This is a genomic window from Blautia segnis (genome assembly GCF_014287535.1).
GTDB lineage: Bacteria > Bacillota > Clostridia > Lachnospirales > Lachnospiraceae > Blautia_A > Blautia_A acetigignens.
In genome coordinates this window covers 59,106-75,407 of sequence record NZ_JACOOT010000009.1, presented here as the reverse complement: position 1 = coordinate 75,407, position 16,302 = coordinate 59,106, and the positions used below count along the sequence as shown (strand labels likewise).

The window sequence follows — 16,302 nt, the reverse complement described above, 5'->3', positions numbered from 1 at the left end:
CAGGAATAAAATTGGGTATACTTTTTTATAAATGACAGATGGAGGAGGTGTTTGTATGAAGAAAAGGTTTTGCACTACAGGAACATGTATTCCGGAAAAGAATTATATGGTAGATATCAGTGGCAGAATTGACCGGATTATCAGTGAATACATTGAAAACGGGCAGTATTTTACCATAAATCGTGCAAGACAATATGGAAAAACAACCACACTCTATTTGCTTGAAAAAAGATTAAGGGAGAATTATATTGTATTGAGTCTGAGCTTTGAATCTGCGGATGAATATTTTCAGTCACTTTCCAGTCTGGCAGAAGGTCTTATGCTGGATATAGGCGATTGTTTGAAAGAACAAAATGCGGATGAGAAAATAGTAGAAGAATGGTATCAGCCTATTTTGGAAAAATTTCCCTTGCGCTCGTTGGGAGCAAAGATCAGTTCCCTGTGTAAAGCGTGCGGTCAGCCAGTGATCCTTATGATCGATGAGGTGGACAAAAGCTCAGATAATCAGATCTTTTTATCATTTCTTGGGCTTCTTCGCGAAAAGTATCTTCGTATGCAGCAGGGAAAAGATCAGACTTTCCAGTCGGTTGTTTTGGCAGGCGTATATGATATAAAGACTTTGAAGGTGAAAATACATCCTGAAGAAGAGTCAAAATATAACAGTCCATGGAATATTGCAGTAGATTTTGATATAAGTATGGACTTTTCCATCCAGGATATTAGAGCTATGCTGCTGGAATATGAGAGTGATTTTAAAACTGGAATGGATATAGAGCAGGTAAGTGAATTTTTGTACAATTATACTTCCGGTTATCCATATCTGGTGTCACGGCTTTGTCAGCTAGTGGATGAAAGAGTTTCGGGAAGTGAGCTTTTTCCTACTAAGAAGGAAGGCTGGAGTAAGGATGGGCTTCTTACGGCGGTGAAGATGCTGTTGGGAGAAAAGAACACACTATTTGACGATATGGTGAAAAAGCTGTCAGATTATCCGAAATTGAAGGAAATGCTCCAAAGTATTTTGTTTGGCGGAGTAAGTTTCCCATTTAAGATTGAAAATCCATTAGTTAATCTGGGAGTGACTTTTGGATTTTTAAAAGATAGGAATGGGCTTACTGCAGTATCCAATCGAATTTTTGAAACACAATTATATGATTTGTTTTTGGCGGAAATGGCGATTAACAGTGAATTGTATAAGGATGCCGGGATAGAACGTAATCGATTTATTGTGTCCGGAATGCTTCAGATGGATCTGGTGATGGAAAAATTTTGTGAGCATTATGAAGAAATATATGCAGAAAACGATCAAAAATTTATAGAGGAAAATGGAAGAAAACTTTTCTTACTTTATTTAAAACCTATTATAAATGGAACGGGAAATTATTATATTGAGGCCAGAACCAGGGATAGCAGAAGGACGGATGTAATCGTTGATTATAAGGGAAAACGCTTTATAATTGAATTGAAAATCTGGAGGGGAAACGAATATAATACCCGTGGAGAGCAGCAGCTTTTTGAATATTTGGAATTTTATAAGATGGAAAAAGGATATTTGCTGAGCTTTAATTTTAATAAGTCTAAAAAGACCGGAATCCGGGAAATCAGTTATGAGGGGAAACGAATTTTGGAAGTGGTTGTTTAGTAAAATAATCGCGGATTCTGCCAATTTCATTGACAAATGCAAAATATTATATTAAACTCAGTTTGCATGATTTTAGTATAAAAATTTAATAAAGAAACCATTTTGGTGCCTGCCACGTTTTTGTAAAACGCGGCGGAGTAAACGGGAAACAGGTGAGAATCCTGTGCTATGCCGTAGCTGTAACAGTCGAGTATGCTTTTATATCCACTGAGTAATCGGGAAGGGAAAGCAGTATGATGACGCTGGAGCCAGAATACCGGCCGGAATGAAGAACTTTTGCTGCGAGTCACAGTATAGAGGTTGCGTGTAATAGAAATATTATGCCGTTAAGCCGCTGTGTCTTCAGCGGCTTTTATTATTGAAAAAACAGAGAGGACAAAGGTAAATGGCTGAATTACTGAAGGATATTCAGACATACTGGGACATGAGAGCTGGCGGATTTTCTGATGCCAGTATGGAAGAGCGAAAGACAGAACCGGGAAAGCACTGGGAAAATATTTTCCGCAATTCTCTGGAAGAAGGGTGCACGGTACTGGACGATGGCTGCGGTGCCGGATTTTTTACCACCTTGTTAGCGTCTATGGGATATCAGGTAACTGCCGTGGACTACAGCCCCAAAATGCTGGAAGAAGTCAGAAAAAATCTGGATGCGGAAAATCTGAAGGCGGATCTTAAGCAGATGGATGTACAGAATCTGGAATTTCCGGACAACAGCTTCGATGCAGTGGTGTCAAGAAATGTATTCTGGAATCTGGAGCATGCGGATAAAGCCTATGAGGAAGTAAGCCGGGTTCTGAAAAAAGGCGGAATTCTGATTCTGGAAGATGGAAATTACTACCGCCATTATTTCAGCGAGAAATATGAAAAGATGTACCAGGAATTTCAGAAGCTGTACGGTGACGAAGAGGATCAGGGCTGTCACGCACGCCATAACAAAGAAAATGTAGATTTCCATATTATGGAAGAAATTGCGAAAAAACTGCCCATGAGCCAGGTTGACCGCCCGGCATGGGATTTTGGTAAACTGGTAGACCTGGGATTTCGCAAAATACAGGTAGAAGTTTCTGGCAGTCCGCTGCCAATGAGCTTTTGCATTGTAGCACAGAAAGGCTGAAAAAGTGAAAAAAGAAATTTGTAAGCGACTAGTTTCACTTGTAATTATCCTGTTTGGACTTTCCATTATGACCTTTGGACTTACATATATTCTGCCATCCAATCCGGCAGAGCAGCTGGCGGAATCCATGGGTGCTGGTCATGACAGAGAAGTAATTGCAAAGATTGAAGAAAAATATGGATTAAACAAATCCTTCGGCGAACAGTATATAAGCTGGCTGAAGGGAGCTTTACACGGTGATTTCGGAATGTCGGTAAAGTATGCACAGCCGGTCTCCCAGGTGCTTGGAAGAAAGCTTCCCAATACCATTAAGCTGGCAGTTGCTTCTTTTATTCTGATGCTTCTGATTTCTTTTCCGCTGGGAATTTTATCAGCAGTGTATAAGGATAAGGCAGCAGATTATATTATCCGGTTTATGTCCTTCCTTGGAATTTCACTGCCAAGCTTCTGGGGCGGTATGATGCTGATCTATCTGCTGGCAGTCAATCTGCACTGGCTTCCGGTTGGCGGATCAGATTCCTTCAAAAGCCTGATCATGCCAGCCATCACCTTATCATTAAGCATGAGCGCATATTATATAAGGCGAATCCGGGCGGTAATGGTAGAGCAGATGAACGAAGAATACATCAATGGCTGTCAGGCCAGAGGCGTGGGAAGATTCCGCACCATCTTTTTCCATGTGCTTCCCAACTCCTTGCTTACAGTAGTAACCATGCTGGGAATGTCCTTCGGCGGCCTGCTTGGAGGAACCATGATCGTGGAAACGGTTTTCAGCTGGAATGGAATTGGAAGTGCGGCTGTGGCTGCTATTTCCGGAAGAGATTATCAGCTGATCCAGGGATATGTTATGTGGATGGGATGCATTTACGTTCTGGTAAATCTTTTGGTGGACATTTCATATCAGTGGCTTGATCCAAGAATCAGGAGAGGAGCCGTACAGCATGAAGAGTAAGAAAAAAATATGGATCCGTTTTGGAATTTCGGCAGCATTTGCAGTGATTTTCCTATTGTTTGCGTTGTTTGCCGGGAAATTTGCTCCATACGATCCTCTTGAAACACACTATACCGATTTATTGAAAGCACCTTGCAAACAGTATCTTCTGGGAACAGACCAGATGGGAAGAGATATTTTTTCTAGAATCCTCTATGGAGGAAAAACTTCTCTTCTGATTGCCTTTGCAGTGACTGCGATTATTTCAGTTGTGGGAATTCTGGTGGGAACAGCAGCCGGTTTCTGGGGCGGCGCGTTTGATGCAGTGTTGATGCGTCTTTCCGATATGCTCATGGCTTTTCCAGGATCAATTTTCACAATTGCACTGGTTAGCTTCCTGGGAACAGGACTTCCCAATCTGATCCTTGCAATGACCCTCACTGGATGGACTTATTACGCGAGAATCAGCCGTTCCCTGGTTCTTTCCATAAAGAACAATACCTACATAGAACAGGCCAGACTGGGCGGAGCCAACAATTTCCGCATTATGACAGGCTACATTATCCCAAATGTTATGCCTTCCCTTCTGGTAAATATCACCCAGGATATTGGAAGCAAGCTTCTGACGATTGCAGGACTTTCCCTGTTAGGACTTGGCTCCCAGCCGCCTACGCCGGAATGGGGCTACATGCTTTCAGAAGGAAAAGATTATATGTATTCAGCGCCCTGGATGCTTATGGCACCGGGAATGGTAATTTTGATAAATGTTATTATATTCAACTTATTGGGAGACTGTATTCAGGATCTGATGAATCCCAAAGGAAAAAAATAATGATGTTTACTTTCCGCCCCAGAGGTTGGAAGGATGAACATAGATAAAGTAAACATGCACATAACAACAGGAGGAGAAAAAACAAAATGAAAAAACGGTTAATGTCTTTATTATTTGCAGGAGTTATGGCTTGCAGCGTAATGGGAAGCGGTGTTACAACATTTGCTGCTGACAACGACAGCCACATCAATCTGGCACTTTTCACTTACATTGAAGGTATGGATCCGGCAACAGACTGGTGCGGATGGAACCTTACCCGCTGCGGTGTTGGTGAGACACTTGTAACTGTAAACGAGAACATGGAGATTGTTGGACAGTTAGCAGATGAGTGGGAGCAGACAGATGACACAACCTATCGTTTCCATATTCGCCAGGGCGTAAAATTCAGCAATGGTACAGAGTTAACACCTGAAATCGTAAAAGATTCCATTCAGAGATCTATCGACAACAACTCCCGTGGAGGAGACCTTAAAATCGCAAGCATCGATGTTGACGGAGAATATGTAGTATTTACAACTGACGGAGAGTACAGCGCATTTGTAGCACAGCTTACAGAGCCTATGACTGTTATCGTTGACACCACTGCTGACACCAGCAACTATGACACAATGCCGATCTGCACAGGTCCGTACGCAGTATCTGAGTATGTATCTGAGGAGAAAATCGAGCTTGTTGCAAACGAGAATTACTGGGACGGAGCACCGGAGATCAAGAGCATCACTGTAAAGAATATCGGAAGCGATACAAAGGCAGATGCAATGCTTTCCGGAGATATCGACCTTGCACAGGGACCGGATGCTACTTCCCTCAGCCGTGTTGAGAACAATGATGATATCAACATCGTAAAAGTAACCGGTACCAGAGAGAACGACTTCGAGTTAAACTGCCGCGAAGGAAATCCTCTTTCCGATAAGAACCTTCGTCTTGCATTATCCTATGCAGTAGACCGTGACGTTGTTGCACAGGTTGCAGGAAACGGATATTCTTCTCCAATCGGAACTGCATTCCCGCCGTCTGTTGGTTATGATTCTGACAAAGTAACTGCACAGACCTATGACCTTGATAAAGCAAAAGAGTGCCTTGAGGCAGCTGGATACAGCGATACAGACGGAGATGGAATCGTAGATAAGGACGGAGAGAATCTTTCCCTTACAATTTCTATTTCCAACGGTTCCTCCACTGCAGTCAGCGAGACTCTGCAGGATATGTGGAAACAGATCGGTGTAGACGTTCAGATCGAGATGCTTGAGAACGTAAGCGACAAGCGTGCAGCTGGTGATTTTGATATGCTGGTATCCCCGAACTGGCAGACTGTAAATGCTGGTGACGGACAGAAATATCTGATGAACCGCTGGTCTGATGGCGGAAGCGACAACTACAGCGGATATCACAGCGATGAGTTCCAGGCAGTTCTGGACAAGCTGGATGCTGCATTTACCCAGGAAGACCGTGTAAGCGCATTCGTAGAAGCACAGCAAGTTCTTGCTGATGACGCTCCGGCAATCTGGATGTATGCAAATGAGAATGTAACTCTGGTAAACAGCAAAATCGAGAATGTAACTGTATTCCCGATTGACTATTATCTTGTAACAAATAAGTGGACACTTGCTGAATAATTATGGATATTCTGAACATTGAGAACTGTACGATCAGCTACCAGGGGCAAAAGGCCGCTGTAGACGATGTTTCCCTTTCCATCGGAGAGAAGGAGATTGTCAGCATTGTAGGTGAAAGCGGCAGCGGAAAAACAACTTTAATTCGCGCGATTCTGGGAATCCTGCCTCCTGGAGGCAAGGTAACAGACGGAAAGATTTTATTTCAGGGAAAAAACATTCTGGAATTGGATGAACGCTCCCTACAGAAAATCCGTGGAACGGAAATTGCAATGATTTTCCAGGATGTTGGAGCTTCCCTGGATCCTATCCGTATCGTGGATTCTCAGTATCGGGAGTCAATTCTGGTTCATCGCAAAATGCCGAAGGAGGAGTGCCGCGGACTGGAGAAAAAGATGCTGACAAAGATGCATCTGACAGATCCGGAACGTGTGCTTAGCTCTTATCCCTTTGAGCTTTCTGGCGGAATGAAGCAGCGCGTGGGAATTGCCATGTCAATGACTGCAAGGCCCAAGCTGCTGCTTGCAGATGAGCCCACTTCTGCTTTGGATGTAACGATCCAGGCAGAGGTTGTAAGAGAAATGAAAAAGCTTCGTGAGCAGTATCAGGCAGCGATCATTCTTGTAACCCACAACATGGGAGTTGCTTCCTACATTTCAGATAAGATTGGAGTTATGTGTCAGGGAAAACTGGTGGAGTTCGGAAAGCGGGATGATGTGATTTTCCATCCGAAGCATGAATACACCAGAAGTCTTTTGGCAGCAGTGCCAAGGCTGGAGGGAAAACGATTTGCAAAGTAATGAGATTCTTCTGGAAGTGATGGATCTGAACAAAACATTTCCGGTAAAAAAAGAAAAACTGTATGCAGTAAATCATGTTAGTTTTTCCCTTCAGAAGGGCGAATGCCTGGGAATCGTAGGAGAGAGCGGCTGCGGGAAAAGTACCCTGGCCAGAATGATCGCCGGGATCACTCCGACTTCCGATGGAAAGGTTTTGCTGGAGGGAAAAGATTATATCGGATTGAAAGGCGGCGAGAAAAGGCGTTTTCGCCGCAATATCCAGATGGTATTCCAGGATCCTTTAAGTTCATTTAGTCCAAGAATGAAGGTGGGAACCTATCTTATGGAAGCCAGGCGGAACTTCGATGGGATCAGCAAAGCAGAAGGTCTGAAAGAAGTGGGCAGACTGCTTCAGGAGGTTGGACTTCCAGAAGAATTCGTCAGCCGCTATCCTCATGAGCTTTCCGGCGGTCAGCTGCAGAGAGTGGCAATTGCCCGTGCGATTTCCATTCAGCCCAAGCTTCTGATCTGTGATGAGGCAACAGGGGCGCTGGATGTCTCCATACAGAATCAGATTGCGCAGCTGCTGGTAAAGCTTGTAGAGGAAAAGAACATTGGCTGTCTGTTTATCGGCCATGATCTGGCTCTGGTAAGGAGCGTAAGCCAGCGGATCGCAGTGATGTATCTTGGCAGGATCGTGGAGCTTCTGGAAAGCGAAACCCTTGGTGAGAAGGCTATGCATCCGTATACAAAAATGTTGCTGGGTTCTATTTTTGATGTGTACTGTGATCAGAATGAAGAGATTGCAGCGCCAAAGGGCGAACCTCCCAGCCCTCTGAAAATCCGGAAGGGCTGTGCCTTTGCAGAGCGATGCAGTTGGTGTTCAGAGAAGTGTAAGGAAAACGTACCGCCTCTGCAGGAAGTAGAACCGGGACATAAGGTGGCTTGTTTTCAGTTCACGGAATAAGAAATAATATTCAGGTGTTTTTAGAAAAAGGTTGTTCGAGAGCGTATCGAACAACCTTTTTTATGCCTTGCAGTGCAAGCTTCTGATGGATAAGAAATCAGGTGTATTTCTTTAAAGCCACGACCGCAACAATTTAGTGCCGTTTAGAACCTGCTCGAGAAGGTACAGGGCACCCTGGCAGCCAACGTATGTTTTGGGAATTACGTGAATGTATCCGGAGCCGGGATTGGCTGTTTCAATTCCGAAAATGTTATTGCTGTAGGTATTTAATTCCACAATAGTGTTTGCGCCGGCCAGGAGAAGCACATTATTGACAGCTGCAATATCCTGTTCCAGGGCATCTTCACAGTGAAGCTCCTGAAGCTTTTCCCGGATCAGATTTTCTGTATGGCACTGGGTGTAAAGAGGATGGATCGCCTTTGGTTTAATGCCAAGATAACCGGAAAGGAAATCTACATACCCACAGAGGACAGAAGGTTCTCCTTCTGCTGCATAACGAAGATCTTTGGGGAAACCGCTGCTTCCCATGCAATGTGCAATGTAGTAGAAAGCCCGGGCGCGGTTTTCTTCAATGTCATCTAATGCGGCGGTGCAGTCTGTGCCCAGCAGTTCTGAAATTTCCCGGACAAATTTCTCTGTAAGATCAAAGCCGATGGGCATGCCTCCTGTTTCGTAAACCGGTGCATTAAAATGAGTGCGAAGGTACTCGGCTGTTTTTTTGCACCGTTCCGGACAGAGAATAATATTAGCATCTGCTTCCCCAATGGTACGGAAATCGGAGACCGGGCAGTTGATGCCAACTGCTGTATGAACTTCAATGCCGCACAGTTTTAATAGTCTGGTGATTTCTTTAAGGCCGCCTTCCGGAAATTTCTCATGGGAGTCAAAGCCGAAAAGATTTACACGGGGAGTGGCGGTATCTTTGTTCCCAGATGAAGTCCGGTCGCATAAAAGCTCCATCAGGCGAACAGTGGTCTCATCATAGCCAATCATGGAATTCTCTGAAAAGGCAGGAGATTCAATGAAAAGGTGGGGAATCTGAAATTCACTGCTGATCTCATCAAGCTCTGGTTCTAAGGCTTCTCCCAGAAGAGAAGTGCCGGGTGTCTGGATCACAGTAAAAAGGTCGTATTTTCTTTCCGCAAAAAAATCATTCAGCGCACGGTGCAGCTGTTCCCCGGTTCCGAAAATGTAGTCTGTGTAGCGCAGATTGGTTGCCGGAGTGCGGGCGCTTCCCACACAGTACTGGCTGCGCAGCAGGTGGTCATCCATGGCGTCCTCCAGCTGAAGTTCCCCGCGAAGACTCCACAGGTCAGATCTTCGCACTACAGAATCTACGCCGCTGAAGGTGTAGTAAGTTTTGCAGCCAATAGGACCATTCAGGATTACAAGGTTGTTTCGGATTCCTTCACAGGCGGAGATGGCACCTGTGATGTGATCAGCGACAGAGTTTCTCAAATATTGATTTGTCATGCTTCCACCTTCCTTCTAAAGAGTTTTCAAACAGCTGGCTCCACCGCAGGGCGCATTCGGTTCCTGCGAAGAAGCCGGAACCAACGTCCCGGGACAGATTTGCTGTGAAGATATCAGCCGGAATACAGGCCTGGGCAATGGAATGATTGAGTATGATAAGGTCCGGCTTCTTCTCTGCTATGGATTTTTTCAGGGATTCCAGATTTCCATCCCAGTCCTTTGAGAACTGGTGTCTCCAGTCGATAGTTCTGTCCTCCTTGCTGCCGATGAGGATGGAGTCTACTACATTCCAGTCAAGATCGCGGGACAGCTCAAAGATCCAGTCGATAATTTTGTTGTTCAGGAAAAAGAGTACTTTTTTATTTTTATACAAAGGCTTCAGTGCATCAATCTGGTTGCGGTACTGAAGCTGTTTTTCTGCGATTACCTGCTCTGCTTCTGCAGTTTTGCCATAAAGTCTTCCTACCATGCGCAGCCAGTCAGCGGTTTCCGAAAAGCCTCTGGGAAGTTCCCCGTCCAGAAATTTGCAGCCATATTTCTCTTCAAATATGTTCTGCAGCTGATGGCCCAGCTCATCATAACGGGCCATAATGGAATAAGGTGCTTTCTTAAACTGGCGAATGTTTTCCATGAACTCAGCGCAGAGAAAACGGCAGTTGATGCGGATGCCCATTTTTTCCAGCATGTCCTGAAGATCCATAAAGTTCTTGTCGGTTTGGGAGGAGATGGTGGGTTCATAGACAATGTTGATGCAGTCTGGTTCTGGTGTCACATCAGAATCCACAGCTTCCAGGGCCAGGGTTTTGTAGCAGAGAGCCATGCCGTCATTGTAGTCTCCGGCTTCGATTCCGTCGGTGTGGATGATATACATATTCACTCCAAGAGTTTTCAGTTCTTTTTGAAGAGGAACCAGGTCATCTCCGCTTAATCCAGGAATGCAGGCGGTAACAGCGATGATATTGCGGATCCCCCGCGCTGCCATTTCCAGTGCTTTCTGCCGGGCATGGTCTATGCCGCCATATACAGCATCATTTACTGTGATATCCGTGTTTTCGAACTGTCTTGGGACAAAGGCGGGATAGAGGATTCCACGTTCATATAAGCCTCTCCTGGCGTAGCTGCTGAAGCCATTGATGGCATACCAGGTGCAGCTTTTGGGGGCATGGCCGAGAACGGCGGCATCTTTTATGTGGATGGCAAGGTCAACTGCGCCCCGGTAGGCACAGCCGTATAAAGGAACACGGCTAAACGGGTCAGACAGTGCCCGCTTCTTGGTTCCGGAAGGCGCAGCTGGTGTTGGGGGAATCACAACTGCAGGCTTCTTTTCCTGGACAGGTGCTGTGGCCTGGGAAGGGGTGTCGCCGCGCATAAATAATTCCATCTGCTCTTCGGATAATGGCTGAGCAGGATAAAGCCTGGGCTGGTTTAAAAGCTTCCCTGCAAGTTCGAGGAAAATCTTGGCTTCTGTGCTGTCTGGATCCTTTTCTACAAGAGTCATGGCTTCTTTTTCTGCCTGGGCAAAGCTGCTGCTTCTGGGGATGCGGGCAAGAATGGGAAGGTGCACAGCCTGTGCGAAATCTTCTACCCGTTTGCTTTCGTCGCCTACGCCGCGGCTGTTGTAGATGATTCCGGCAATCTGGCTGCCATTTGGATTCAGGTTTTTGATTCCGCAGAGAATGTTATTGGCGGCATAAATTGCCATAGATTCTCCGCTGGTTACAAGAAAAACGGCATTGGCATACTGTCTGCGGACAGGAACGGCAAAGCCGCCGCAGACAACATCACCAAGCACATCATATACGATCTGGTCATAATGCTCCATGGCGTGGAACTGGTTGAGAAAATCAAAAGCGGTCAGGATTCCGCGTCCGGCACAGCCCATTCCAGGTCTGGGACCTCCTGCTTCCACGCAGCCAGTGTCCAGAAATCCTGTCATTAACACATCATCCAGCTTTTGTTCGTCTTCAGGGGTATTTAAAAGATAGTCCAGAATGGTGACAACCTTTCTGCCGTGGTGCAGAAGACGCGTGGAATCGTGTTTGGGATCGCAGCCGATCTGGAGTACTTTGCTGCCGCAGGCCGCCAGGGCAGCACTCAGATTGGCGCTCATGGTGGATTTCCCGATTCCGCCTTTTCCGTAAACTGCAATTTGCATGATGTTCCTCCTCTGTGTATTTTTACTGTGTATAAGGATATCATATAGGGGTGGCGGATACAATGTCTGCATGGGAGAAAAAGGCGTTTTTTCCAGAGCTGCGGCACATTTTCTGGCATGGAAATATTCTTATAAAACCAGTTGAACTTAAAGGTCAACAGTTGTAAAATTTATTTATAAAACTGACCTGGACAGCTTTCTGACATCAGAAAAAAAGCCATGATGTTAGAAGGCTGTTTTTATATTTTGTTTTGGAAAGAAGATGGTGGAAAATGAGGGTGAAAGGGTTATGAGGAAGCGAGTAATGGCGCTGGTCTGGGGGATTTTGCTGGTGCTGATGACGGCTTGCGAGACGTTTGCAGCGGCTGTGCCGCAGGAAGATACGCCGGAGTATAAGATTGGATTTTATGCGTTTGACTGCTATCATATGTAGGATGAGGACGGGAGACGTTCCGGTTACGGTTATGAGATGATGCAGGATGTTTCCAAATATCTGCAGTGCACGTTTTCTTATGTAGGCTATGACAAGACCGCAAAGGAATGCGAGGAAATGCTGCGAAGCGGAGACATTGACATTTATACTGCAGCAAGGAAAACGGAGGAAAGAGAAACGGAATTTGCTTTTTCCAAGCATCCGGCGATTACAGCGACCACATGCATGAACGTGAAGGTGGGCAACACGATGTAGTGGCCGGTGACTATTCTACCTACAATGGCCTGCGCATCGGTCTTCTGGCACGGCATACCTATAACGACAGCTTCAAGGAATTTGCCAAAGAAAAAGGCTTTGACTGTGAGATTATTTATTATGAAACTCCTACAGAGCTTACCGATGCACTGATCAATGATGAGGTGGATGCGCTGGTAAACAGCTACATCCGCATTCTGGAAGATGAGAGTGTGATAGAGAACTTCGGACAGACCCCATATTACATAATGGCCCGCAGGGAAGACCAGGATTTGATCGACCAGATCGACAATGCCATTGACTGCATGAACCGGGAAACACCGAACTGGAGAGCGGAACTGTACAACAAATATTACGGTTTCCAGAATCAGAATACGGAGTTCACAGATGAGGAGACGAAGCTTCTTGCAGAGCTTCAGGAGTCCGGTGACGTGGATGTCTGGATGGATGTGGACGGCAGCTACGATAAGGAAGGAACCTTTGCGTACAAAACCACAGATCCTTATCTGACCACAACCGTATCGGTTCTTAGAAAGCGTGGCTCCTCCAGTAAATTCCAGAAGCTGGCAATGGTAAGCAACAATATTTCCATCAGACAGATTATCTCCGAGATGTGGCCGGAGGTAGAAGTTATAACCCTGGAAAACAATGAAGACTGTGTTGAAGCAGTTACAACAGGCAATGTGGACGGTGCGCTGCTTATGAGCTACACAGCCCAGGAACTGGCGAGAAATGATGTACAGAATCGTTTAAGCGTAGATATTGTTCCAGGTGCCGCCCTGAGCATGGAAATGGGAGTCAATGCCAGGGATGATTACCACTTTTATGGACTCTGGGAAAAAGCGCTGGCAGATATTTTCCGGCAGCTTGGCGAGGAGATTGTACAGAAAAACACGGAGGCGGTAACAGAAACCAGCATAGTGGCATTCCTGTTTGATAATCCCGTTTATCTGATGGTGGTGCTCGCAGCGATTTTCCTGATTCTGTTTTTCGTTATTCTGTCAGTGCTGTCTGTGAAGAGTAAAAATAAACAGCAACGTATTGCGGCAGAGCTTGCAGCAGCACTTACGTCTGCCAAAGAAGCCAATGAGGTCAAGCAGAATTTCTTTTCCAAGATGAGTCATGATATTCGGACTCCGCTGAACGTGGTTCTGAGAATGACGCAGATTGCACAGAAGTATAAGAACGACAGCGCAAGGCTGGAGCGGTCTCTGTAAAACATTACTACAGAAGGCAATTATCTGCTGACGCTGGTGAATTCCATTCTGGATATGAACCAGCTGGAATATGGATATATTGAATTTCACTTATAATACCTGGATCTTACTTGGGCTGTTTGCGGCCAGTCTGAACAGCATTGGGATCTCCTATAAGGTGGGATATTCGGTGGCGATTGCCCTTCGGTACATCCCGGATATCCAGAGGGATTATCACAGCATCAGCCAGGCACAGCAGGCACGAGGCGTGGAGCTGGGAATAAATGAGCACTTTTTTGCAAGGCTGAAGAACTCAGTGAATATCCTTCTTCCGCTGATCCTTACCAGCCTGAACAGAATCGACACCATTTCCAACGCCATGGAGCTGCGCGGCTTCGGCAAAGACAAAAAACGAACCTGGTACACCAGACGCCCCTTTGCAAGAAGGGATTTCATTGTACTGGGAATCGGCGTCCTGCTGCTGGTGATCAGTTTGACAGTGACGATAAAGTTGGGAAGATTTTATAATCCATTTGTTTGATAAGAGGGTTTTATTTTTGAAAATGGCTTCAGATCTGTCGGGAGATGGATTTGGAGCTTTTTTAATTGTAAACGGGTGGGGGAAATGATAGAATCATGGGATAGGAAGATTTATGACAAAGGAGCAAAAAGGTTATGAACTTAAAGCATATTTTTGAATCAACAGACTTCGTTCATGCAAGCGGAACGAAGGAGGAACTGCAGGTTGCAGAGTTTCTGAAGAGCCAGTGTGAGGAGCTTGGAGTGCCTGCGCATCTGGAAGGATTCCGGGTGGCAATGGGAGACATTGAAGAGGTTCATCTGCTGGCGGATGGACAGGAGATTCCATGTAAGGCTCTTAGTTGCTGCGGAAGCGGAGTGGTGGAAGGGGAGCTTTATTATATGCCGGGAATGGATCCGGTTTCCCTGGCTGGTGCAAAGGACAAAATCGTGCTGTTGGATCAGGGCGTTGGATTTTTCAGCTACCATGATCTGATGAAAGCTGGGGCGAAGGGACTTATTTTCCAGTACGGAAACGTGCATTATCCAAATACAGATATTGACCAGCGAGATCTTCGCGAGGCTGCAGTTGGGGAGGAGCGCAAGGTGCTTTGCGCTATGATCCATTCCGGCCAGGCTATGGAGCTTGTGAAAAACAAGGTGAAAAATATCCGCCTGGAAATTTTCCAGCATGAGTATGACGGGGAATCCCACAATGTAATTGCGGAGATTCCAGGAAAAAGAGAGGAATACATCGTGCTTAGTGCACATTATGATACCACCTCATTGTCTCACGGCGCTTATGATAACATGAGCGGCTGCGCGGGTCTGCTTGGAATTATGGAGCAGCTGAAGGATAAGGAACTGAACTATGGACTGCGGTTTGTATTCTGCGGCAGTGAGGAGCGCGGACTTCTGGGTTCTAAGGCGTATGTTCGCGACCATGAATCTGAACTGGAAAAAGCGGCGCTGAACATTAACCTGGATATGATCGGAACTTACCTGGGAAAATTCATTGCATGTGTTTCTGCAGAGGATAAGCTGGCGCATTATATTTCTTATATGGCAGCAGAGGTGGGATTCCCGGTAGAGGCGAAACAGGGCGTTTATTCCAGTGACTCTACTCCATTTGCGGACAAGAGTGTTCCGGCCCTTTCCTTTGCCCGTCTTGCAAGCTCCAATGTGGCACCAATCCACTGCCGCTATGATTTGATGGAAGTGATGTCTATGGAGCAGCTGCAGAAGGATATTGATTTCCTGGCGAAGTTCACAGAGCGTTTTGCCAATGCAGTTGTGTGTCCGGTTTCCAGAGAGATTCCGGAGAAAATCAAGACAGAATTGGACGAGTACCTTTTCAGAAAAAGAAAAGAGCAGTAAAAAGATGAAGTACAAGGTTATGGAAATTCAGGAAGACGTGGATTTCGGCTGTGAGGAGAGAAGTGAGGGGTCTCCGGTTATGGCAGTGGTGCTTCTTAGAGGCGAGGACGGAAGCGAAATGATGACCCGCCAGGCGGACCAGATGCTTTATGACGGGGGAATTGAGGAAGGGGATTCAGTTGTGTTTGATGAGAGATATGAGCTGGTGAAGCTGCTCTAGAGCCTTTTTCAAGCACGCTCTAGAGCTATGAAATCGGGAGGGACATTGTATGAATGGGGAAATAAAAGTTGCGGTTTGCGATGACCTGGAAGAAGACCGCCAGGTTCTTGTGAATCTGCTTTCTGAGTATACAGACAAGAACAATTTATATGTGAAAATCCAGGAATTTACTTCCGGTGAGGCATTTCTGGCTTCGGATACATCGGAGTATTCTTTGGTTTTTATGGATATCTTTATGGACGGCATCAATGGAATGGAAACTGCCAAAGCCCTGATCGTCAGGAACAGCCGGGTGCAGATTGTGTTTGAAAGCACCAGTACGGAATTTGCAGCGGAAGCTTTTGACATCGAAGCGCTCCACTACCTTGTGAAGCCTGTGAAAAAAGAAAAGCTTTTCGGAATCCTGGACCGCTTTTTCGACAGCGTTTACTCCCTGAGGACTGTGAACGTGAAAGTAGGACGGCTGGAAGAGAGCATTTATCTTTCCGACATCCTTTATGTGGAGGCCGATGGAAAACGGGCAAAAGTCCACACCAAAAAAGGCGTGATGGAGGTATCCATGTCTGTTGCAGAGCTTGAGAGGGTTTTGCCGGAAAAAGAGTTCTGCCGCCCTATCCGTTGGGCGCTGGTTTCCATGCGGGAAATTGCGGCAATGCCTACCGATGTGCTGAAATTATCGGATCAGACAGAAATTCCCATCAGCCGTTTAAAGCGCAGGGAAATACAGGAAACCTTTGCGGATTACAGCTGGCGAAGCACCAGACGCCGCATGCGGGGAAAAACAGGATAATTTTATAGT

Annotated in this window: 15 protein-coding genes, 1 pseudogene and 1 riboswitch; of the genes and pseudogenes, 14 read left to right on the top strand and 2 right to left on the bottom strand. The window is 45.9% G+C overall.

The window, feature by feature from the left end; genetic code table 11:
- Window positions 1-55: 55 nt before the first annotated feature.
- From H8S54_RS03750 to H8S54_RS03720, 7 genes are all read left to right on the top strand, one after another.
- Window positions 56-1,639 (top strand): AAA-like domain-containing protein, encoded by a 1,584-nt coding sequence (locus tag H8S54_RS03750; protein WP_186900951.1) that lies wholly within the window; start codon window positions 56-58, stop codon window positions 1,637-1,639.
- 86 nt (window positions 1,640-1,725) lie between these two features.
- A riboswitch (cobalamin riboswitch) is annotated at window positions 1,726-1,918 on the top strand.
- Between the two features lie 106 nt (window positions 1,919-2,024).
- Complete coding sequence (locus tag H8S54_RS03745; RefSeq protein WP_186900950.1) at window positions 2,025-2,753, top strand: class I SAM-dependent methyltransferase; 729 nt, start codon at window positions 2,025-2,027, stop codon at window positions 2,751-2,753.
- 4 nt (window positions 2,754-2,757) lie between these two features.
- Window positions 2,758-3,705, top strand: coding sequence for a nickel ABC transporter permease (gene nikB, locus H8S54_RS18535; protein ID WP_021925280.1), 948 nt, complete (start codon window positions 2,758-2,760; stop codon window positions 3,703-3,705).
- Entirely contained in the window at window positions 3,695-4,516 is an 822-nt protein-coding gene (locus H8S54_RS03735; RefSeq protein ID WP_021925279.1) for an ABC transporter permease, read from the top strand. The genes nikB and H8S54_RS03735 overlap by 11 nt, the downstream gene beginning before the upstream one ends.
- 86 nt (window positions 4,517-4,602) lie before the next feature.
- Window positions 4,603-6,132 carry an ABC transporter substrate-binding protein gene (locus tag H8S54_RS03730; RefSeq protein WP_021925278.1) on the top strand — a complete coding sequence of 510 codons (1,530 nt, stop codon included), beginning with the start codon at window positions 4,603-4,605 and terminating at the stop codon, window positions 6,130-6,132.
- 2 nt (window positions 6,133-6,134) lie between these two features.
- Window positions 6,135-6,929 carry an ABC transporter ATP-binding protein gene (locus H8S54_RS03725; protein ID WP_207725586.1) on the top strand — a complete coding sequence of 265 codons (795 nt, stop codon included), beginning with the start codon at window positions 6,135-6,137 and terminating at the stop codon, window positions 6,927-6,929.
- Window positions 6,919-7,875 (top strand): ABC transporter ATP-binding protein, encoded by a 957-nt coding sequence (locus H8S54_RS03720; protein WP_021925276.1) that lies wholly within the window; start codon window positions 6,919-6,921, stop codon window positions 7,873-7,875. The genes H8S54_RS03725 and H8S54_RS03720 overlap by 11 nt, the downstream gene beginning before the upstream one ends.
- Before the next feature lie 111 nt (window positions 7,876-7,986).
- Here the strand turns inward: H8S54_RS03720 and H8S54_RS03715 are convergent, their stop codons facing one another.
- Window positions 7,987-9,348: an oxidoreductase/nitrogenase component 1 gene (locus tag H8S54_RS03715; protein WP_021925275.1), complete on the bottom strand. Its 1,362-nt coding sequence runs from the start codon at window positions 9,346-9,348 to the stop codon at window positions 7,987-7,989.
- Window positions 9,314-11,503 (bottom strand): nitrogenase component 1, encoded by a 2,190-nt coding sequence (locus H8S54_RS03710; protein ID WP_021925274.1) that lies wholly within the window; start codon window positions 11,501-11,503, stop codon window positions 9,314-9,316. The genes H8S54_RS03715 and H8S54_RS03710 overlap by 35 nt, the downstream gene beginning before the upstream one ends.
- 289 nt (window positions 11,504-11,792) lie before the next feature.
- Between H8S54_RS03710 and H8S54_RS03705 the strand changes: the two genes are divergently transcribed.
- The 7 genes and pseudogenes from H8S54_RS03705 to H8S54_RS03675 all read left to right on the top strand — a co-directional run bounded on the left by H8S54_RS03705 (window position 11,793) and on the right by H8S54_RS03675 (window position 16,293).
- Window positions 11,793-11,936 carry a hypothetical protein gene (locus tag H8S54_RS03705; protein WP_178105249.1) on the top strand — a complete coding sequence of 48 codons (144 nt, stop codon included), beginning with the start codon at window positions 11,793-11,795 and terminating at the stop codon, window positions 11,934-11,936.
- Between the two features lie 12 nt (window positions 11,937-11,948).
- Window positions 11,949-12,191, top strand: a pseudogene (locus H8S54_RS18415) (transporter substrate-binding domain-containing protein); the annotation flags it as partial.
- Window positions 12,191-13,408 carry a transporter substrate-binding domain-containing protein gene (locus tag H8S54_RS18410; RefSeq protein WP_186900949.1) on the top strand — a complete coding sequence of 406 codons (1,218 nt, stop codon included), beginning with the start codon at window positions 12,191-12,193 and terminating at the stop codon, window positions 13,406-13,408. The pseudogene H8S54_RS18415 and the gene H8S54_RS18410, both read left to right, overlap by 1 nt.
- Window positions 13,409-13,478: 70 nt before the next feature.
- Window positions 13,479-13,928 carry an energy-coupling factor transporter transmembrane component T family protein gene (locus H8S54_RS03690; protein ID WP_330600077.1) on the top strand — a complete coding sequence of 150 codons (450 nt, stop codon included), beginning with the start codon at window positions 13,479-13,481 and terminating at the stop codon, window positions 13,926-13,928.
- Window positions 13,929-14,062: 134 nt separating this feature from the next.
- Window positions 14,063-15,283, top strand: a complete 1,221-nt coding sequence (locus H8S54_RS03685; RefSeq protein WP_021925269.1) for a M28 family metallopeptidase — start codon at window positions 14,063-14,065, stop codon at window positions 15,281-15,283.
- Between the two features lie 4 nt (window positions 15,284-15,287).
- Window positions 15,288-15,503, top strand: coding sequence for a hypothetical protein (locus tag H8S54_RS03680; protein WP_021925268.1), 216 nt, complete (start codon window positions 15,288-15,290; stop codon window positions 15,501-15,503).
- 49 nt (window positions 15,504-15,552) lie between these two features.
- Window positions 15,553-16,293: a LytR/AlgR family response regulator transcription factor gene (locus tag H8S54_RS03675; protein ID WP_021925267.1), complete on the top strand. Its 741-nt coding sequence runs from the start codon at window positions 15,553-15,555 to the stop codon at window positions 16,291-16,293.
- Window positions 16,294-16,302: the final 9 nt, after the last annotated feature.